Source organism: Frankia tisae (assembly GCF_025403405.1).
GTDB lineage: Bacteria > Actinomycetota > Actinomycetes > Frankiales > Frankiaceae > Frankia > Frankia tisai.
Genome location: NZ_JANEZT010000040.1, coordinates 1 through 21191, shown reverse-complemented (window position 1 = coordinate 21191; position 21191 = coordinate 1). Strand labels below are relative to the sequence as shown.

The 21191-nt window shown below is 69.4% G+C and carries 7 protein-coding genes; 6 read left to right on the top strand and 1 reads right to left on the bottom strand.

The window, feature by feature from the left end:
* The first annotated feature begins 43 nt into the window (after nucleotides 1-43).
* From NBZ85_RS06365 to NBZ85_RS33010, 6 genes are all read left to right on the top strand, one after another.
* Nucleotides 44-184, top strand: coding sequence for a hypothetical protein (locus tag NBZ85_RS06365; protein WP_261561641.1), 141 nt, complete (start codon nucleotides 44-46; stop codon nucleotides 182-184).
* Between the two features lie 295 nt (nucleotides 185-479).
* A complete protein-coding gene (locus tag NBZ85_RS06360) occupies nucleotides 480-1469 on the top strand; it encodes a hypothetical protein (RefSeq protein ID WP_261561640.1) in 990 nt (329 codons plus the stop codon).
* Nucleotides 1470-1601: 132 nt separating this feature from the next.
* Complete coding sequence (locus NBZ85_RS06355) at nucleotides 1602-11072, top strand: Tc toxin subunit A-related protein (RefSeq protein WP_261561639.1); 9471 nt, start codon at nucleotides 1602-1604, stop codon at nucleotides 11070-11072.
* A 13-nt stretch (nucleotides 11073-11085) separates the two neighbouring features.
* Entirely contained in the window at nucleotides 11086-19194 is an 8109-nt protein-coding gene (locus tag NBZ85_RS06350; RefSeq protein ID WP_261561638.1) for a SpvB/TcaC N-terminal domain-containing protein, read from the top strand.
* A 387-nt stretch (nucleotides 19195-19581) separates the two neighbouring features.
* Entirely contained in the window at nucleotides 19582-20052 is a 471-nt protein-coding gene (locus tag NBZ85_RS06345; protein WP_261561637.1) for a hypothetical protein, read from the top strand.
* Nucleotides 20053-20062: 10 nt separating this feature from the next.
* The gene (locus NBZ85_RS33010; protein ID WP_368861341.1) at nucleotides 20063-20218 is read left to right on the top strand and encodes a 2OG-Fe(II) oxygenase family protein; all 156 of its coding nucleotides are present in this window, start codon (nucleotides 20063-20065) and stop codon (nucleotides 20216-20218) included.
* 433 nt (nucleotides 20219-20651) lie between these two features.
* On the opposite strand, the gene NBZ85_RS06340 is transcribed toward NBZ85_RS33010, so the two are convergent.
* Nucleotides 20652-20870: a hypothetical protein gene (locus tag NBZ85_RS06340; RefSeq protein WP_261561636.1), complete on the bottom strand. Its 219-nt coding sequence runs from the start codon at nucleotides 20868-20870 to the stop codon at nucleotides 20652-20654.
* Nucleotides 20871-21191: the final 321 nt, after the last annotated feature.

Sequence of the window (21191 nt, the reverse complement as noted above, 5' to 3'; positions counted from 1 at the left end):
CGTCCCTCGACGATCAACGGCGTGAAAGCCTGAGGCTAGAGGTGTGTACCTGCTTGCCACGTCCGGCCCCGACCTGACGGCTGAGGACGCCGCGCTGGGCTACAGGAACCTCCTGGAAGCCGAACGCGGCTTCCGCGACAGGAAGGCCGAACTGTTCCCTGCGGCCGGTGTTCCACCAGCTTGAGCACCGCATCTGCGCCCATGTCCTGCTCTGCTGGCGGTCTGGGGAAACAGGCCAGGCGAGACCAGGCACCGCGCCCTAGGCCGATCGTGCCGCCGTCACGTGGTCGCGCCCGGCTGCTCAGTGGGTGTGTGCGATGTAGACGTCGCAGGGCGCGCGATGGGCGACGTCCGCGGCGATGCTGCCTAGATAGAATTACCCCAGACCGTCACCCACGAGACTCGGGACAACCTCCGGATTGGGAAGGGGAATCGCATGGACGGGACTCCGGCGACTGGTGTGCGGGCGAGGTCAGCCGATGGCTAGCAGCGGCGTCGCTCTGCTCGTGGTGTTGCATCCGCCGAAGGTGGAGAGTGACGCCCTAGTGTTCGAGACCTATCTGCACAACCTCACGGTGACCGCGTACCAGGTCGACTTCGCGAACCCGGACACGCTGCCCGCGTCCCCGCCACACACTGTGGTCGGGTCGGCGACGTACAAGGCCGTGAACGATCCGGAGAACACTATCTTCCAGCTCACCAACGGTCTCGGGACGAAGCTCTACTCGGCGGCGGTGGCGGTCATCGACGTCGATCCCGCGGTCGTCGCCAAATACACCTCGCCGACGAGCCTCGTGAACGTGGTGCTCTCGGTGACGCGCGGCGGCGACAGCCTGCGCGAGCATACCCTCGACTACGACGTCCAGCTGTGGGGCAGCACCGGGACCCCGTACGCTGTCCCCATCGTGTCCGCGCTCGGCGTCAACGCCATCCCGCTCGCGCTGGACGGCACCCCGGCCGGCGGCGTCGTGGGCCTGTACCTGCCGCTGCCCGACCCGGCGTTCGACGCCGGCACCGGCACCGCCTACCTGCTGCCGCCGGCCGACGGTAGCGCGCCGCGCTTCCAGGACATCAAGGCAGCGGTCAACACGATCCTGAAGGAGGATCCCACGGGCCTCGCCGACCCGCCGGACCTTACCCCGGTCCAATCCCTGCACATCGCCCGCGAACTGGTCAGCAACCGGTATGCGGCCCCGCTGCCGACGCCTCCCTCGGAGGTGCAGGACCTGTACACCACGGGCAAGGACGACGACCGCAAGCACTTCGAGTCGACGCTCCAGTCCTACTACGCCACGCTCGACGCCGAGGCGAGCCGGCTCGCGGGCTTTATCTACGCCTGGTCGGCGGCGCTGAACTGCAACGGCCTGACCAAGGACGCGCCCGAGGCCGCGCTCACCTTCCCGGTGCGCGTCAGCACGATGCCCGGCGTCTCGCAGTCCGCCGTGGCCGGCGTGGTCCTGCACAACTGAGGCATCTGAAGCATCTAAGGCATCTGGGATATCCGAGGTAAACGAGATATCCGAGATATCTCGGGCAATGATCAACTTGGGTCGGTCCGTATCCAGCAGCGCTGGTGCGGCCAAGCAAGCGTGGGGGCAGTCATGACAGGGCTGGCACCGAGCTTCGAGGTTCCCGCCGAGTACTTCTACGCACTCGGCTGCACCATGCCGACCGCGATCGACGCCGCCACCCGGCTCACGATCGCCGGCAGCAAGTCCGAATCCGCGCTGGTCGCCATCTTCCAGCAGGCGATCGACGACGGCACCATCGACAAGACCATCCTGCCCATCACCCCGCTGCAGGCGGCGCGCCGGATCATCGCGCTGGCCGGCACCAAGGGCATCGACCCGCCGTGCCATATCGGCCCGACCGGCGACGCCACGAAACTGGTCACCGCCTGGCTCGCCAGCACCGACACCGACGACCAACTGTGGAGCGGGCTGCTCACCAAGGGCACCGCGGCGTTCCAGGCCGCCAACCGGCGCGGCCAGCTCCGGCTCATCCTGTGCGCGCTGTTCGAGTTCGACGACGTGTCACCGGCCCATGTGCTCAGCGACCTGGTTACCGCGGTCCAGCAGCCGCTCGGCGTCCCGCTGGTTACCGCGGTCCAGCAGCCGCTCGGCGTCCCGGCGGGCAGCGGCGGCCTAGGCGTCACCGACGCCGACGGACTGGCCGCCGTCACCGCCGACCACTGGACGGCGTTCCTGACCGCGAACGCGACCACGTTCCTGCCCGCGTTCACCAGCCCGCCCGGCGCCACGGTCTCGGTGCCGGACCGGATCCGCGCGTTCCTGCGCCGCCTGCAGCACTTCTACACCATCGGCATGACCACGCCCGCCGACGTGACCCTCACCCCCGGCGGCGCGCCGCAGCTCGACCGCTACGGCTTCGACCCCCTGCAAGCGTTCCTCGTCGAGTACTACAACGGCACCGGCGCCGCCTTCGCCTTCGGGACCAGCGTCCCCGACGACGCGGCGGCGCAGGCGGCGATCGCCGCCGTGTTCCCGGCCGACGCAGACGCGGCGGCCTGGCTGGCCGCAGCGGTGAAGAGCATCGGCGAACTCGCCGCGGTGACCGCAGGGCTCATCCCGGCGGCGGCCCCGAACGCGGCCAGCCTCGAATTCTCGATCATCGAGGCCTTGTATACCCGGGGCTTCACCGGCAAGGACGCCATCACCGCGCTGGACCAGGCCGACTTCGAGGCCTTGGTGGCCGGTTCGGTAGCCCACCAGTGGGCCGACGCGATCTGGACCAAGGCCGGCGGCAGCCTGACCCCGCCCGGCGGCACGCCCGGCCCGTTCGTCCCGGTGAACCCGGACGGCGACCTGGCAAACTGCATCCCGCCGGAAGAGGTGTCCCCGTTCGGGCCGGTCGCCTATCTCAGCGAACTGCTGAAGGCGGGTCCGGACTCCGACTGCGCGCACCCGGTGTCGCCTTCCGGCGACGGTTTCGGCACGCTGCTGAAGACCAGGCGCGGAGACCTCGCCGCCCTGCACGCCACCGCCGCGAACCTCAGCACCCCGATCCCGCTGGTCGACCTGGTGGACGAGAGCCTGGAGCACCTGGCCGCCGCGGTGGTCGCCGGCGGCGGTACCACCGCCGGCACCGGGGGAGTCGTCTACGACACCGCCGTGACCGCCGTACGCGACCACCGCCTCGCGCTGCCCGGGGCCGAGGCCGAAGCCGGGCCGCCGTACCGGCACGAGGCCGCAGCCCTGTTCCGCGCGCTTCCCGAGTACTCCTCTCCTGCCAGCCCGGTCGCGGAGCCGAGCGGCTACCCGGCGCTGGCCGCCGACTTCTCCAGCCCCGAGCTGCCGTACAGCCAGCCGCTCGACGTCTCGCGATCGCACCTGCGCGAGCTAGGTACCAACCGGTTCGAGCTGCTGCGGCACTTCCGCGCGCAGATCACGGAGTTCGTGCTCGCGAGTCCCGACCCGGCCGGCTTCGACAGCACGCTGTGGCGGTTCCCGGTCCGGCGCGATATCGCCTCGGAGTATCTCGATGTCGACCCCGCCGAGGCCGACGAGCTGTTCACGAAGCCGATCGCCACGGCGACCCCGGTGCCCGCCGGCGAGCTCGCCGCGTGGACTCTCTACGGATTCACGGGGCCGACGACGCAGAACCGCGACTGGACGCAGACCGCTGTCATCCTCAGCGAGTTCCTCAAGCGCACCGGCCTGGACTACTGCGACTTCGTCGATCTGTGGCGCTCGGGCTACGTCCCCTTCACCCGCGGCGACCGGGAAGGCGAAGGCAGCGGCTTCGACGACTGCCCGCCGTGCGATCCCGACAAGATCTGGCTGCGCTTCTATCAGAACACTGATTCGACGGGGAACCCGCGCGGCGCCGCCAACCCAACCGGCACCGACAGCACAGACAGCACCGACGCCGCCGCAAGCACCGCGGGCTCGCCGACCGCCATCGCGCTGGCCGAACTCGCGGTGTTCATCCGCCTGTGGCGCACGCTCAAGAAGCAGCACTGCGGCGGCTACACCTTCGCCGAACTCGCCGACATCTGCTCGGTCCTCGGGCTGTTCGACGCCTCAAGAGCCGTGAACCCCGACTTCCTGCCGCAGCTGGCCGCCTTCCAGATGCTGCGCGATCTGCTGTGCCTGCCGCTCGGCGAGGTCCAGGAGTCGGACTCCATGCAGCTCCTCGGCGGCTCGGTCCGGCTGCGTCTGCTCGCGCTGTGGGACCCGTCCGCTTCGCCGGACGACTGGGCCTGGGCCGTCGGTGAACTGCTCTCCCGGCTGGAGGAGTACGCCGCCGAAGTCCACCACCGTCCGCGCCGCGAAGCGGAGGACGTCAAGCTGGCGCCGGACCTCCTCGACGGCCTTTCCGTGCTGGCCAGCTTCGACCCGACCGTCGCCACCGACACCTGGCACGCGACGCCGACCTGTACCCTGCGCTTCGTCGAGGTCCTGGCGAAGCTCGACGCCTCCGCGTTCACCGTCGGCGAGATGGAGCTGCTGTGCTCCGGGACGCACGTCCCCGGCGACGACCCCTTCCTGGAGCAGTCCGACATCGACGACCCTCTGGAGCTGCCCGACGACGCCGGCGAGCACTCTCTGTGGGCGCTGCGCGCCCGGCTCCTCGAAGCCGAGATCGACGCCGACGATCTGGAGCGGTGGACCTGGCCGCGGATCCAGACGGCGCTCGCCGACGAGTTCGGCTACGCCCCGGGCGGCGGTCACGACCCGCTGACCTCGCTGGCCCAGCATGCGTTCCCGCACGTGCTGGAGCGGGAAGGCCAGCCGGTGACGCCGGTCCAGCGCCGGTATCTCAGCCCGCTGAGGGTCGCCAGCACGACGCCGGGCATGTGGAACGCCGACCCGGACGGCGCGTTCCGCTACGACTCCGCGACCGGGAACCTGTGGGCCGTGCTGCCGCTGTCCGATGAGGACGTGATGGCCTCGCTGGCCCGGCTGCGCCAGCTGAAGTCCGGCGCGGCCGGTTCGAGCGAACTGCTCGCGGTCCAGGAGCTGTACTGGCAGCCGCGCCAGGACCTGGCGGCGCTCGGCTTCCTGTTCCCCGACCTCGGCGACGCCGACCACCACCTCCTGCAGAACGGCGACGAGCACACGCGCTGGCACTACTTCCGGCACGCGTTCGTCCTGGCCCGCAAGCGCTGCCGGATCATCGCCGAGCATCTGGCCCGGCACGCCGACCCGGACGCGTGCGACGACGACCGCGAGCACCGGGACCACCGCGAGCAGCGCGACACCGAAGCCGCCTGGCTGGTCCTCAAGACCTTGCACGGCGACGAGAATGCCGCCACCGGACCCTGGGAGCAGCCCGACGGTTCGCCCCCCGCGCTCACCTGGCCGCAGGCCACCGGAGGCGCGTTCGCCGCGCTGCTCGGCCTGTGCGGTACCGGCCTCATCGCCGAGTACGCGACCACCGACGGCTCCCCGCTGTGGCGCGAGACCTCCGGCGGGCTCGACGTGTTCGGCCGCGTCCGCAACCACTGGAACGCCCCGCTGCCCACCCTGCTCCCGGCCTTGGACACCGCCTCGCCGACCGGGGCCAACGTCACGATTAAGAACGGCATCGCGTTCTCCGACGAGCGAGACCGCATCCTCGGCGGCGGCCAGGGCCACACCGTGACCTGGGCCGGCGTCCTGCTGGTCGAGGCCGGCGGCCGGCACCGGTTCGCGGCCGGCGCGCCGACGCCCGAGGGGGAGCGCCCCGACGTGGAACGCGCGGAGGCGTGCGGCTGGCGGATCCGGCTGGAACGCGGCCCGCGGACATGGGTGGTGCTCAGCCACGGTTGGACCCCCCAGCCGGACACCGCACACGAGACCGAACTCGACCTTCGCCGCGGCGCCTACTCCCTCATCGTCGAGTTCCAGCTCCCCGCCCCGGCCTTCCGGCAGCGCGACGACATCCGTGCCCAGCACACCGGCTTCCAGCTCAAGTACGCGGGCCCGGACACCGCCGGAGAACTGATCACCGTCCCGCACACCCGGCTGTTCGCGACCGCCAAGACCGGCCCGCTCGGCGCCGACATCGAGCTCGACTCGCCGGCCGCACAAGCCGTGCTGAACGGCCGCTACCCCTCGACGCTGCGCGACATCCGGCGCACCTACCAGCGCGCCTTCCTGGCGATCAGGCTCACCGACCGGTTCGAGCTCTCGGCCCGACGGCACGAGGACGGGCAATCAGAGCTCGGATACCGGCTCGTACATCCGGACCGCTTCGCCGGAACGGCGTTCCGCCGCGAGGGCGGTGTCTTCGTGGCTCAGCCGGCCTGGTTCGACCTCGACTTCCTGCCGGTCACAGACCCCTACTACCCGCCGACCTCGGCCCAAGACCAGCGCGTCGCGCCGAGCCTCGGCCGGCGGGCCGCGCTGTTCGACTGGTGGGAACGGCTCTTCGACTACGCGCAGCTGCGCTCGCAGAACGTCTCCCGGGGCCACCGGCACGGCCTGTGGCGTCTGTTCCAGACCGCCGCCGAAGCCAATCTCGGCGACGTGCTGCAACTCACGCCGCACCTGCACGTCGAACTCGACCACAACGACCTGGTGCAGAGCTATGACGGCCTGCAAGCCCTGCTGGGCAAGCCGGAACTCACCGCCGAGAACCTGCTCGACGAGCGCTGGCCGGTGCGCTGCTTCCACGCCGAGCGGTGGACGCGGGCCGTGGAAGCCCGCCGCGCCGGCGAGCCGATCGAGGGCGGCAACGCCCGGCCCGTTCTCTGGGCCGCAGCCGACCCCTCCGCCGGTGCCCCGTCCGGCAACGACCTCCTCGCCGAGTACGTCCAGGACGGCATGCTCGAATCCGGGGACCCACGCCGCTACCGCGACCTGCGCGCCCTCGACGACGGACTGCGGGAACGGGCCCGGCGCGCGCTGCTGGCCTACCTGTGCGGCATGGACCGGGTCGGGATGCCGTGGCCGGTCCCGGCGTTCGCGGCCCGGCCCCTGGACCTCTCCGACCTGCTGCTGCTCGACGTCGAGGCCGGGCCGGGGGAGCGGGCCAGCCGGATCGAGGACGCGATCACCGCGGTCCAGGCGTTCGTGCGGCGCGCGCGATTGCATCTGGAGCCCGGGGTGACTTTGTCAGCTGCGTTTCTGGAGCTGTGGGACGGCCGGTTCGCGTCGTTCCGGTGCTGGCAGGCCTGCCGGCGGCGGGAGCTGTATCCGGAGAACTCAATCGAGTGGGCCGAGCTGGCGGCGGCCCGCAAGGACGAGGGCTTCCGCTTCTTGGAACAGGAGCTGCGGGACCACGCGCTGACCGTGCCGGTCCCGGCCGGGGTGCAGTACTGGTCGACGCCGACGCCTCCCCCGCATCCGGGACTTCCGGTGCTCCAGGCGCGTCAGCCCTCGACGTTGCACCTGCCGGTGAGCGTGGACCCGGCCGGCGCGCCGGTTGCCGCCGCCGTTCCGGCCGAGGCCTTCGGGTTGTTGGGCCGGCCGGACCGGTCCGCGCGGCCGTCCTGGCTCGCGCTGCTGAAGACCGAGCAGCCGCCGGCGCCGACGAGCAAGGGTGACGGCGGCCAGATCCTGCGCGACGTGGAGAACGCCGACGGTGCTGCCGTCCCTGCGACGGCCGACGTGGCCCCGGCGGTCGGCGGAGCGGCCGTGGTCGTCCCGCCCGGCCAGGGAGCGCCGGAGAACCCGCTGCCGCACTGGATCGAGGCCGCGGTCCGGCTTGGGGTCCGGTTCCTGCGGGTGGCGGCAGCTGGCGAGCCGGCGGGCACGGCGGTACTGAAGCCAGCCGAGGCCACGGAACCCTGCTGCGCACAGTGCGGAGCGGGCCACTCGCCGTGCGTCGACGAGTACTACTTCTGGCTCGCCGAATCCGAGTACTACGACCTCCCGGACCCGCAGGACGCCGACCGCTACGGTGCCACCGACGACGACTCCGACTGGGAGAACCCCGCGCAGTTCCCGAAGCTGCTGGCATGGGACCCGCAGCCGATGGTGCACCTGCACTGGAGCCGCGTGCACAACGGGGAGTTCGGCGAACTGCGCCGCTCCAGCCAGGGCGTGGCGCTCGATCCCACGCAGCTGGGCGACCCCGGCGGGCTGCCGACCCTCGAACTGCGCGGGCGGCGCGCCGACTCGCTGGTGTTCCGGGTCGACGACGGCTCGGGCGGAACCGGCACGATCCCCGCCATCGAAGGCGGCTCGGGCTTCGCTTGGCAGCCTGCTTACACCGGTTGGACCGCGGAGACCGGCTGGCGCTACGACCTTGCCGATGACGACGCGGTGCTGCTGCCCCTGGTGGTGTCGGCGCCTGATCCGGTGCTGCTGCCCGCGCCGATGCCCGGGACGCATGCCTTCGGCGGATTGGCCGCGTACCCGTTCTTCGTGTACTTCACCCCTGGCGCGCCGCTGCTGCCGCTGTCGCCGTTCGCGCCGACGGCCGCAGTTGCGGACGCGCTGCGTGCGCACTGCCGGTACGAGGCCGCGCTGGACTGGTACCGCGTGTACTACGACCCGTTCGTAAGCGACAACGAGTGGAGCCACATCCCGGCCACCCCTGCCGGGGCCCGCCAGCGGGCGAGCATCCTCGCGCAGCTGGAGACCCTGCTTTCCTGGGGCGACCGGCTCCTCGGCACGCACTGTGACTGTGCGTCCGTCCAGTCCCCAGGCTCTCTCGAATCCTCTGCGATGGCCCGAACCGTCCTGGACGCCGCCAACCGCATCCTCGGCGCGATCCCGACGACCGTCGTGCTCGGTCCGCAGCACGGAGCGGTTTCGACCGTCGGGAACTTCACGCCCGCGAGTCCGCCTCTCAACCCGCGCCTGGTCTCGCTCTACGAGCGGGTCGACGACCGGCTGACCCTGGTCCACGAGCGCGACAACCGTCGGCGCCGCCGCTACGCCGAGGGCGACGACGCCCGGGAGTTCTGGGGCGACGACCCGGTCCGCGACGGCTGGCGGAACGTCGAAGCAGACTGCTGCGACGGCGGCTGCTGCACGTCCAGCCCCTACCGCTTCCAGTTCCTGGTCCAGAAGGCGCTGGAGATGGCCGGCGAGGTGCGGGCGTTCGGCGGGGCGCTGCTGTCTGCCTACGAGAAGGGCGACGGGGAGTACCTGGCCGCGCTGCGCGCCAGTCACGAGCGGCAGATGCAGACCCTGGCCCTGGCCGTCCGCAAGGACCAGTGGCGCGACGCCGACTGGCAGGTCCAGGCGCTGAAGCAGGCCAAGCTCAGCGCGCACAACCAGCTCGCGTACTACACCGGCCTGGTCGACAGCGGCCTGAACAGCAACGAGAACATGTACGTCGACCTCACCGGGGTCGGCATCGGGCTTGAGGTGACGGCGCAGGTGTTCGAGATGATCGCGCAGCTCGGCGGCGTGATCCCGGACAGCTACGTCGGCGAGGTGAACTTCATCAAGATCCCGATGACCGGGTCCAGCTTCACCCGCTTCTTCGACTCGGCCGGCAAGGGCCTGGGCTACCTGGCACAGGACCTCCTCGGCGGCGCGGGTCTGGCGCTGACGGAGGGCGGTTGGGACCGTCGGCTGGCGGACTGGCGGCACCAGATGGACATCTACACGATCGAGATCGAGCGGCTGATCCGCGAGATCCTCGGCGCCGAGCGCCGCTCGGATGCGGCACTGCGCGAGCTGACCAACCACCAGCGCACGATCGAGCAGGGCAAGGAGGTCGAGGACTTCCTGCGCGACAAGTTCACCAACCATGCGCTGTACCTGTTCCACCAGCGCGAGACCGCCATGCTCTACCGGCAGGTCTACGAACTCGCGGTCGATCTCGCACGGCAGGCCGAGCGGGCGTTCAACCTGGAGCGCGGCCACACCGCCGAGAAGTTCGTCGACTGCGAACTCTGGGACGACCTGCACGAGGGCCTGCTCGCCGGCGAGCGCCTGGAGACCGCGCTGCGCCGCATGGAGAAGACCTACCTGGACCGCAACCGGCGCGAGTACGAGCTGACCAAGCACGTCTCGCTGCGCCGCGACTTCCCGTTGGCCCTGTTGAAGCTGAAGACCGACGGGGAGTGCGAGATCGAGATCCCAGAGTGGATGTTCGACCTCGACTATCCGGGCCAGTACCTGCGCCGGATCAAGAACGTGGCGCTGACCATCCCCTGCGTCGTCGGCCCGTACACCGGCGTCCACTGCCGGCTGACGCTGGTGGGCAGCGAGACGCGCATCGATCCCCGGCTGCACGGCCCGGTGGAGCGCTGCTGCACGCACACCCAGCCGGGCTGCGGCTGCGGGGACGAGCCGGACGGCGACGCCGAGGGCTACCGTCCGATCCCCGGCGACCCGCGCATCGTCCGTTCGTTCGCGCCGACCGACGCGATCGTCACCTCGACCGGGCAGAACGACAGCGGGATGTTCGAGCTGAACTTCCGCGACGACCGCTACCTGCCGTTCGAGTTCGCGGGCGCGGTCAGCCGGTGGCGGATCGAGCTGCCGCGGCAGAACAACCAGTTCGACTTCGACTCCATCGCAGACTTGGTGCTGAGCCTGGACTACACGGCCCGGGAAGGCGGAGACGCGCTGCGCAAGGCCGCTGCGACGGACAGCCGGGACCGGCTGCCGGGCGACGGCGTGCGGCTGTTCGACGTCCGCCACGACTTCCCAGACGCGTGGGCCGCGCTGCACCCGCGGCATCGTGCGGAGCGCGACGAGAGGCGCGACGGGGAACGCGACGAGGAGCGTCGCAGGATCCTGCGACCGTCGTTGGCCGCCACCCACTTCCCGTTCATCCAGGGGCGGCGCGTGCGGAACCTGGACCAGCTGTACGTGTTCTTCTCCGCGCCGGACGCCGACCCGGGCCGGCACCACCTGGTCCGCTTCCGGCCGACCGAGAACGAGTGGGACGACCGGGACGACCGCGATGCCGTGCAGGACGTGGTCTGTGTCGCGACCCGCGCCTGGCCGGGGCTGTTCTGCGGCGTGGTGAACCTGGCTGCGACTCCGGTGCACCCGGTGCCCGCGGACCGGCCCGAGGCGCTGTTCACTCTGGAGTTCCCGGCGGGCGTCGGCGAGATCTGCGCCGCCTACCTGCTCGCCGGGTACTCGGCGGAATGCCGGCCGCGGCGCGGCGAGCCCGCGAAGGAGCGGTGCGATTGCGGGTGCGGAGGTGAGTGAGGTCAGGGGCAGGATGGCTTCGCCGGAGACGAAGGATGTCCCGGACGACGGTGGGCAGAAGCCCGCCACGCCATCTGTCACGCTGCCGAAGGGCGGCGGAGCGATCCGCGGCATCGGCGAGAAGTTCGGCACCGACCCCTTCAGCGGAACGGGTTCGACGTCCGTACCGATCGCCACCAGCCCCGGGCGATCCGGGTTCGGCCCTCAGCTCTCGCTCTCCTACGACTCGGGCAACGGCAACGGTCCCTTCGGCTTCGGCTGGAGCCTGTCGCTCCCCGCGATCAGCCGGAAGACCGACAAGGGTCTGCCTCAGTACCACGACGCCGGAGAGTCTGACGTCTACCTGCTCGCCGGCGCGGAGGACCTCGTGCCGGTGACCGAGGCGGAAGGGGGGCGAGTCGGTGACGACAGCACCTCCGGCGGGTTCGTCATCGACCGCTACCGCCCACGCGTCGAGGGGATGTTCGCGCGGATCGAACGCTGGACGAGCCCCGCCGCCGGGGAGATCCACTGGCGGTCGATCACTCGCGACAACGTCACGACCGTGTACGGGAAGGACGACAACTCCCGCATCTTCGATCCCGAAGACCCCTCGCCGGCGCATCCGAGCCGGATCTTCAGCTGGCTCATCTGCGAGAGCTACGACGACAAGGGCAACGCCAGCGTCTACGAGTACGCGGAGGAGAACGCGGACGAGGTCAATCTGCGCCAGGCGGACGAGCGGCATCGAGTGCGTACCGCCAACCGCTACCTGAAGCGCATCAAGTACGGCAACCGCGTCTCCCGGCTCGTCCAGCCGGACCTGACGGCCGTGAGCTGGATGTTCGAGGTGGTGTTCGACTACGACGAGGCCCACGTCGAGGACCTCGACCTCGACCCGTCCCGACCGGAGGCGGACCAGCATCGGTTCGTTCGTGCCTCTCGGCGCGCGGGTCGTTCGTGGAACGTGCGTCCGGACCCGTTCTCCTCGTACCGCGCGGGGTTCGAGGTGCGCACGTACCGCCGCTGCCGCAGGGTCCTGATGTTCCACCACATCCCCGACCTTCCGACCGGCGAACCGGGTTACGACGGCCTGGTCCGGTCCACCGAGTTCGAGTACGCCGATCTCGACTACAGCAAGTCCCCCACGATCGACGAGGAACTCCTTCACCAGGGCAGCACTCGCTTTGCGTCGTTCATGCGCGCCGTCACGCAGTCGGGTTACGTGCCCGACACCACCCGGCCGGCGGCTGCGGCAGACGACGGCGAATACGTCACCTACCTCAAGAAGTCGCTTCCGCCGCTGGAGTTCGAGTACAGCAAGGCGGTCATCCAGGACCACGTCCAGGTGGTCGACGCCGCGAGCGTGGAGAACCTGCCGACCGGCATCGACGGGTCCGCGTACCAGTGGGTGGACCTCCACGGCGAGGGCGTCACCGGGATCCTCACGGAGCAGGCCGGCGCCTGGTTCTACAAGCGCAACCTCAGTCCCCTGAGTGCGCGATCGGTGGAGTTCGCGCCGACGCAGACCATCAGGGCCAAGCCGAACGTCAGCACCGCCGCCGGGCGCGCGCAGTTCATGGACCTGGCCGGCGACGGCCGCCCCGACGTCGTGGTGCTCGACGGCGCCGAGCCGGGTTTGTACGAGCACGACGACGAACAAGGCTGGCGGCCGTTCCGCCCCTTCACCTCGCGCCTCAACCGCGACACCCGCGACCCCAACCTGAGGTTCGTCGATCTGGACGGCGACGGCCGCGCCGACGTTCTGATCAGTGAACAGGATGTCTTCACGTGGCACCCGTCGCTGGGAGAGAAGGGCTTCGGCCCGGCCCGGCACGTGTTCCAGTCGCTCGACAAGGAGCGCGGCCCCCGCCTCGTGCTGGCCGACGGCACGCAGTCCGTCTACCTCGCGGACATGAGCGGCGACGGGCTCAGCGACCTCGTGCGCGTCCGCAACGGCGAGGTCTGCTACTGGCCGAACCTCGGCTACGGCCGGTTCGGAGCCAAGATCACGTTGGCCGACGTGATCTTGTTCGACGGCTCCGACCAGTTCGACCAACGGCGCGTCCGGCTGGCCGACGTCGACGGCTCCGGCACGAACGATGTCATCTACCTGCACCGCGACGGCGTGCGGATCTACTTCAACCAGTCCGGGAACCGGCTGAGCCGGCCGCGGCTGCTCGCTCAGCTCCCGCATGTCGACGACATCGCCTCCATCATGACGGCCGACCTCCGGGGGAACGGCACCGCCTGCCTGGTGTGGTCGTCCCCGCTGCCCGGCGACGCGCGGCGCCCGCTGCGGTACATCGACCTCATGGCCGGGACCAAGCCGCATCTGCTGGTCAAGTTGAAGAACAACCTCGGCTCCGAGACGGACGTTCGCTATTCGCCCGCGTCGTTCTTCTACCTCGAAGACGAGCGTACCGGCCGCCCGTGGATGACCCGGCTGCCCTTCCCCGTGCACGTCGTCGAGCGGATGATCACCCACGACCGGGTCGGCGGCAACCGCTTCGTCTCCCGCTTCGCCTACCACGACGGCTACTACGACGGCGTCGAGCGCGAGTTCCGCGGCTTCGGGATGGTGGAGCAGTGGGACACCGAGGAGATGAGAGCGCTCGCGCCGGATCAGGCCTCTGACGGAACCAACATCGACGCGACCTCGCAGGTCCCGCCGGTCCTCACCAAGACGTGGTTCCACACCGGGTTCCGGGACGCGGCCGGGCGCGTGAGTGCGCACTTCGCGGCCGAGTACTACGGCGCGCCCAAGAAGACCGACCCGAACTACGAGGTTGCGTTCGTGGCGTTCCTTCAGACGCTGCTACCGGACACGCTGCTTCCGCGCGGCTTGACCTACGGCGAAGAACGCGAAGCGTGCCGCGCTCTTAAGGGCTCGATGCTTCGGAACGAGGTCTACGCGCAGGACGGCACTGACGAAGCGGGACACCCGTACACCGTGGCCGAGCAGAACTTCACGATCCGGATGCTGCAACCGCGCGCTGCCAACCGCCACGCGGTGTTCTTCACGCACGCGCGCGAAGCGATCTCCTACCACTACGAGCGCAAGCCAGCCGATCCTCGCGTCGGCCACGCCCTGACGCTTGAGGTGGATGACTTCGGCAACGTTCTTCGAAACGCAGCGGTCGGCTACGGGCGGCGGCAGCCGGATTCGGACTTGTCCCTTGAGCATCAGGCTCTGCAAGCCCGGGTGGTCATCACGGGCACCGAGAACCGCGTCACCAATGCCATCGACACGGCCGACGTTCACCGCGTGCCGGTTTCGTGCGAGTCGCGCACCTACGAGCTGACCGGCCTGAGGCTGCCGCCCGGGCGCCGTCGCTTCTCCTTCGACGAGATCTGGGACGCGGCCCGCGCGGCCGCTCCGCTCAGCTACGAGCAGGAGGCCACCCCGGGCCGTCTGGAGAAGCGCCTGATCGAGCACGTGCGTACCTACTTCCGGCGCGACGACCTCAGCGGATCGCTGCCGCTGGGGGTGCTGCAGCCGCTAGCGCTGTCCTTCGAAAGCTTCAAGCAGGCCTTCACGCCGGGCCTGGTCGCCGAGGTTTACGGCGAGCGTGTCTCGGACGCGGTGCTGGCTGATCAAGGCCGCTACGCGCACACCGAGGGCGACGCCAACTGGTGGATTCCGTCCGGGCAGATCTTCTATTCCAGTGTTCCGGGCGACACACCTGCACAGGAGTTGGCGTACGCACGGCAGCACTTCTTCCTGTCCCACCGCTTCCGCGATCCGTTCCACACCGAAGCGGTCAGCACCGAGAGCGTCGTGACCTACGACGCCTACGACCTCCTGGTCGAGGAGACGCTCGACGCGCTGGGCAACCGGGTCAGCGCTGGGGAGCGGGACGCCAGCCCCGAGCAGCGGCTCGTCCGGCGCGCTCAGGATTACCGCGTGTTGCAACCCGAGCTGGTGATGGACGCCAACCGCAACCGGTCTTCGGTCGTCTTTGACGCCCTCGGCATGGTGACCGGCACCGCGGTCATGGGCAAGCCGGCACCGGCGGCGGTGGAGGGCGATGCCCTGGACGGTTTCGTGTCCGACCTCACCCAGGCTGAAATCGACCGCTTCCTGGCCGAGCCGCGGGGACCGGTGGCGGCAATGCTGCTCGCTGGCGCCACTACCCGCGTGATCTACGACCTGACCGCGTATTGGCGCGAACCCGATCCGGCCAAGAAGCCGCCGGCTGTCGCCGCTACCGTCGCCCGCGAGACCCACCTGAGCGACGTTCCGGCGGGTCAGCAGTCGAAGATCCAGATGAGCCTGTCGTACTCCGACGGCTTCGGCCGGGAGATCCAGAAGAAGATCCAGGCCGAGCCGGGTCCGGTGCCCCAGCGCGACGGCAGCGGCGGGATCGTCCTGGGCCCGGACGGCCACCCCGTGATGGGGCCGAACGATGTGAGCCCTCGGTGGATCGGCACCGGTTGGACGGTCTTCAACAACAAGGGCAAGCCGGTCCGGCAGTTCGAGCCGTTCTTCACCGACACCCACCGCTTCGAGTTCGACGTCCGGATCGGCGTGAGCCCCGTGCTCTTCTACGACCCGGTCCAGCGGACGGTCGCGACCCTGCATCCCGAGCACACCTGGAATAAGGTGGTCTTCGACGCTTGGCGCCAGGAGACCTGGGACGTCAACGACACGGTCTTGATCGCCAACCCCAAGTCCGATGTCGATGTGACCGACTACTTCTCTCGGTTACCGAACGACGACTACCTGCCGACCTGGTACGCGCTGCGCACGGATCCGTCAAACGCCGCGGCCTTCGCAGCGCGCTATCCGAACCCTGACGATCGCGCCGCCGAGACACGGGCCGCCGAGAAGACGCGAGTCCATGCTGCGACGCCGACCGTCGCGCACACGGACTCGCTGGGCCGCACCTTCCTGACGGTCGCCGTTAACAAGGTCAAGTACAGCGACACGCCGGCGACGGATCCGCCGGTTGAGCAGCTTTTTGCGACGCAGGTGGTTCTGGACGTCGAAGGCAACCAGCGCGAGATCATCGACGCGTCAGACCGCGTCATCATGCGCTACGCGTACGACATGCTCGGTAATCCGGTCCACCAGGCCAGCATGGATGCCGGCGAGCGCTGGATGCTGAGCGACGTCGCGAGCAAGGCGCTCTACGCCTGGGACAGCCGCGACCGGCGCATGCGGAACGTCTACGACCCGCTGCAGCGGCCGACGGATTCCCTGTTGAGCGAAGCCGGAGGTCCGGAGAAGGTCGTCGTGCGGAACGTCTACGGCGAGGCGCGTCCCGACCCGGAGGACGGCAACCTGCGCGGCAAGATGGCCGAGGTCTACGACCAGGCGGGCGTCGTCACGAACGACCGTTTCGACTTCAAGGGCAACCCGCTGGAGAGCCGTCGCCGGCTGGCGGTCGAGTACCGCGCGGTGCTCGACTGGTCCGGGGCGCCGCAGTTGGAACCGCAGACGTACACGGACCGCATCCGATACGACGCCCTGAACCGCGTGACGCAATCGATCGCACCGCACAGCGATCAGCCGGGCGCGGAGATCAACGTCGTTCAGCACCGTTACAACGACGCCAACCTTCTGGGACGCGTGGATGCCTGGCTCAACCAGCCGGCCGAGCCGGGTAATCTCCTCGATCCTGCTACCGCGGATCTGCACGCGGTCACGCACATCGACTACGACGCCAAGGGCCGGCGCGCGCGGATCGACTATGGCAACGGTGCCAGTACGACCTACGCCTACGACCTGCTGACGTTCCGCGTCACGCAGCTGCTCACGCGCCGCGATGTCGCCGGCTTCCCGGACGACTGCCCGCAGCCGTCACCGGCCGGCTGGCCGGGCTGCCAGGTGCAGAGTCTCCACTACGCCTACGACGCGGTGGGCAACATCTCCTCCATCCGGGACGAAGCTCAGCAGACGATCTTCTTCCGCAACACCCGCGTGGAGCCGAACACCGACTACACCTACGACGCCGTCTACCGACTTATCGAGGCCACGGGGCGCGAGCACGTGGGGCAGGGAGGCGCGCCGATCGCGTACTCCTGGAACAACGCCCCGAACATCGGCTTGCCGCACCCCAGCGACGGCAACGCGATGGGACGCTACCGGGAGCGGTTTGCCTACGACGCTGAGGGCAACATCCTGTCGATGCAGCACCGCGGCGGCGGTTCGGCTCCCACTGGCTGGACGAGGACGTACGTTTACGACGAGACGAGTCAGCTCGAACCCGGGAAGCAGAGCAACCGCCTGACGAGCACCACGATCGGTGCGACGACCGAGACGTACAGCACCGGCGGCGACGGTTACGACCCCCACGGCAACATGCTTCGGATGCCGCACCTCGGCGGCGGCTCGCCTCAGCCGAACATGCGCTGGGACTACCGGGACCAGCTACACGAGACGGATCTCGGTGGCGGCGGTCGGGCGTACTACGTCTACGACTCCTCCGGGCAGCGCGTGCGCAAGGTCTGGGAGAAGTCATCCGGCCCTGTCGAGGAGCGCATCTTTCTCGGCGGGTTCGAGGTGTTCCGTAAGCGCTCGAAGGTCGACGGGGAGCCAACGTCGACGTTCGAGCGCGAGACGCTGCACGTGATGGACGACACCGGGCGGCTGGCGCTCGTCGAGACGCGCACGCTCGATGCCGCGGGTAGCGACAAGGCGCCGCGGCAGCTCGTCCGGTACCAGCTCGGCAACCACCTTGGCTCGACCAGCCTGGAGCTGGACGATCACGCGCGGATCATCTCCTACGAGGAGTACGCGCCGTACGGATCCTCGACCTATCAAGCGATGCGCAGCAAGGCGGAAACGCCGAAGCGGTATCGCTACACGGGGAAGGAACGGGACGAGGAGAGCGGATTCTACTATCACGGGGCGAGGTACTACCCGCCGTGGCTCGGGCGGTGGACGAGCGCCGACCCGGACGGTATGGCCGACGGCGTGAATCTGTACTCGTACAGCCGGAACAACCCGCTGATGTTCACCGACCCGACAGGGACGACCTGCGATCCGACGACGCAGTCATGCATCGACCCGACGGAACCCACGCTCCGGGAGGAAGCGCTACAGCAATCGCTCCCCGAGAGTGAACGCAACTTGCCGCCGGCCAGCCTTCCTGACCCGTCGGGTGCGGGGTCGGGTTCCAGTTCGAGCTCGTCGAGTTCGAGTTCATCCACGGTCGGCACCGGGCTGGACGCGGCTGGCAATATCCTGCGCTCCTTCGCTCCGCCGGCGACGAACTCGATCGAGAATCTTCTGACCTTCTTGCACGCTCAAGCCGGCTTCGAGACCGGCGCCGTGATGCCGCCGCAGCTCACCGCGGCCTTTGCCCGTCGTTTCGGAACGGCCGCGCACGCTCAGGCGACGACTACCGCAGGCGAGATGCAGGACGTTGGATTCCTGGGCGCGGAGTCGATCTATTCGGAAGTACGGGTCGTGAACGGAGCCATCACGCAGATGGGCGGCACACCGGGAGGGCCGGCCGGGGCGCATAACCTCGACATCTTGGTCGCCGAGCAAGGAGACGCGTTCAACCTCGGCGAAAGCATCTCCGGCGGCCGAGGCGCCTTGATCGCCGATTTGAAGTATGGCGAGGGCGTGATCGACCCCAAATACGCGGTCCACGGGTCACCGTTGGCCACCATCAACGGCCGCACGACACCGGGTGCGTTCTCGGCGGAACCGGAGCTGGTGATGAGTTCGACAGGGCGCTGGATGACTGGCGCCGCGGGAGCCTTCAGCGCCGCCGGCGGCGTATTCATGCTCGCCAGCGTGGACACCAAGCACGACCCCGGACTCGTCACCGCAGGCAAGATCACCAGCGGCGGCCTCAGCGTCGTGGGCGGAGGCATGCAGATCGGCGGCGCAGCCTACGGCGCGGTAGGTGTGGCAGAGGCGGGCGCGGCAGCCTCCGGCGTCGGGCTGATCATCGCCGCCCCGATCATGGTCTACGAGATGAGGCCGCGGGGCTGGATCGCCTACGACCCGGTGCTGATGGAGAAGAACATGCAGCGCTACCGCAACGGGGAGAACGTCAATCCGTTCTGCGCCCAATGTCACGGCCCGGGAGGCGCCCTGGACCCGAACAGCGACTGGAGCGCCGGAGGAGCCCGCCGCGCCGCCCTCATCAACAGGCTGCAATGGAAGTACTTGGGAGATTAGTTAGCACGCAAAGCCATGTTTACCCGAGGCGCGGTGTCGAGCGTTGAAGTGGTTTGGGATCATCGTGCCGTCCAGGATCACCCGTTGATCTTGGCCGACCTCGCGCACCGCGGTTACCAAGCCCGGTACTTGGACAGCTACAGTAGCCCTGCTGGCCGGCGGGCAGGCGGCGGATGAGCTCCGCGTCCGCTTCCGGCGTTCGCGGGCCCGGCTGGCATATGCCGGCTTCACGGTGGAGCTGGATGGCGCCGTCGGTCTCCGTTTCTACGCCCGGCCGGTGGCGATCGCTCACCTTCGCCGCGCTGTCTGGGCCGCTTCGTGAAGCACGGGGCGGAATCTGTCGCGGCGCAGCTTCAACGGCAGACGTTCGCGTTGGTCCCGTGCGGCGTGGAGATTCTTGACCTGCTGCAGGAGGCGTACACGGCGTGGGCGGACTTCTTCGCGTCGACGGAGAAGCTCCTGTATCCGGGCAACGTCGACGTACCGTGCGGTTACGTGCCGATGTGCCTACCAGCGGGCTGTGAGATGAAGGAGAGCTACTACCTGAGATCCGAGAACGCGCCGCCCGTTCGGGTGGCTGATTCGGCGCGCCGACTGGTCGATCAGCTCTCCGCGGTCGCCGTGGCCGCCGCGGCGGAGATCGCGCTCGCCGCGGGCCGGCCGCTCGTCCGGCGGCCCTTCACCGGTTGTCTGCGTTCCATGCGGTATCCGGCCTTCGTCGGCGAGAAGGAGTCCGACCTCATGTGTGCGCTGGAGACGCGAGGCGCGGTGCGCGCGACGGCGCACACCGACCTGAACGCGCTCACGGTTCTCACCCCCCGCCACCGCTCCGGGTCTAGAGATTCTGACGGGAGATGAATGGGTCACCGTGGATACCGACCGGACGAGCCTCATCATCCACGTGGGGCAGGAGCTGCAGGCGCGGAGCGGTGGCCGCTGGCCCGCGACCGTGCATCGGGTGTGCAATCCAGTCGGTGGCGAGCGGTCGCGGGCAAGACTGTCCTTCGCGTTCTTCGTCTCGTAGCGGCCTCGTGGCGTGGCGGGCCAAGCCGACTGGCCGCCCCGCCTGCGCCCCGGGAGGCGTCCTAGCGGTGGCGCCTCGACTACCAGGTGCGTTCCCAATCTTCCGGATTTCAGCCACAGGCCGTCACGGGAGCGGTTTCCGCTCGTTGACAGCAAAGGTGACCGCCGCCGAGTCTGCGGCCAGGGACATCGGCGAACAGGTTGTCAGCACGTTCTTGGTGCAGACCCCGTGGCTGCCGTTGGCGACTGCGGGTGTCTTCCGAAGTCGACGCTTGCGAAGTACCTCGGCGAGGCGGAGGCGATTCGCGTGGCCGCAACGTGGTCGTCCAAGCGGGGCTCGAACCAGCTGTCGAGGCCCTGACCAGCACCGTTCCACAGTGCTGGATCTCCAAGCGATAGATCGCGAACCGCATTCACCCAGGTCAGCGGCATGATCAGAAGCTCGGTGGAGCTGAGGGGACTCGAACCCCTGGCCTCCTCCGTGCGAGGTCGAGCTCGTCCAGCCCTGGCGCCACGAGCTCACCCAGCACGATGGCGATCTCCAGGCCGGTGCCATCGCGTCGCTGACGGATCTCGCCGCCGGCTGTGCGGCCGGCACGCTGCTGCCGGTCGGCTGGGGTGAACATGATCGTCGACGTCACCCTGAAGGTCATCCCCCGGCACGCGGCGCCACGTTCCTCGCCCGTGGACGGGTAGTCAACGCGGGCCTGCCCACGACCATTGCCGCCGCCGACCTCTGGTGTGTCCCGACCATCGTCGGCGTGATCGGCGATCCGTCCGGCGCCGACGGCTCCTGGGGTTGGGGCTGGTGTGCGGGGCGCGGTTCCGCGGAATCTGAATGACTGTGTCAAGCGGTCGTGGTTGTGGCGGCGGGTTGTTGGGGGAGGACCGGTCGGAGGCGGGGCGGCGTGTCGCTGGCGTCCGAGGTCGAGTGGGCCGTTGGCCGTGGCGGCGGTTGCGGAGCGTGGCGGCGG

Bases quoted from the DNA above. Each gene is read 5' to 3' on its own strand.
- NBZ85_RS06360 (WP_261561640.1), top strand. From the start codon at position 480: ATGGCTAGCAGCGGCGTCGCTCTGCTCGTGGTGTTGCATCCGCCGAAG.
- NBZ85_RS06355 (WP_261561639.1), top strand. From the start codon at position 1,602: ATGACAGGGCTGGCACCGAGCTTCGAGGTTCCCGCCGAGTACTTCTAC.
- NBZ85_RS06350 (WP_261561638.1), top strand. From the start codon at position 11,086: ATGGCTTCGCCGGAGACGAAGGATGTCCCGGACGACGGTGGGCAGAAG.
- NBZ85_RS06340 (WP_261561636.1), bottom strand. From the start codon at position 20,870: ATGACCTTCAGGGTGACGTCGACGATCATGTTCACCCCAGCCGACCGG.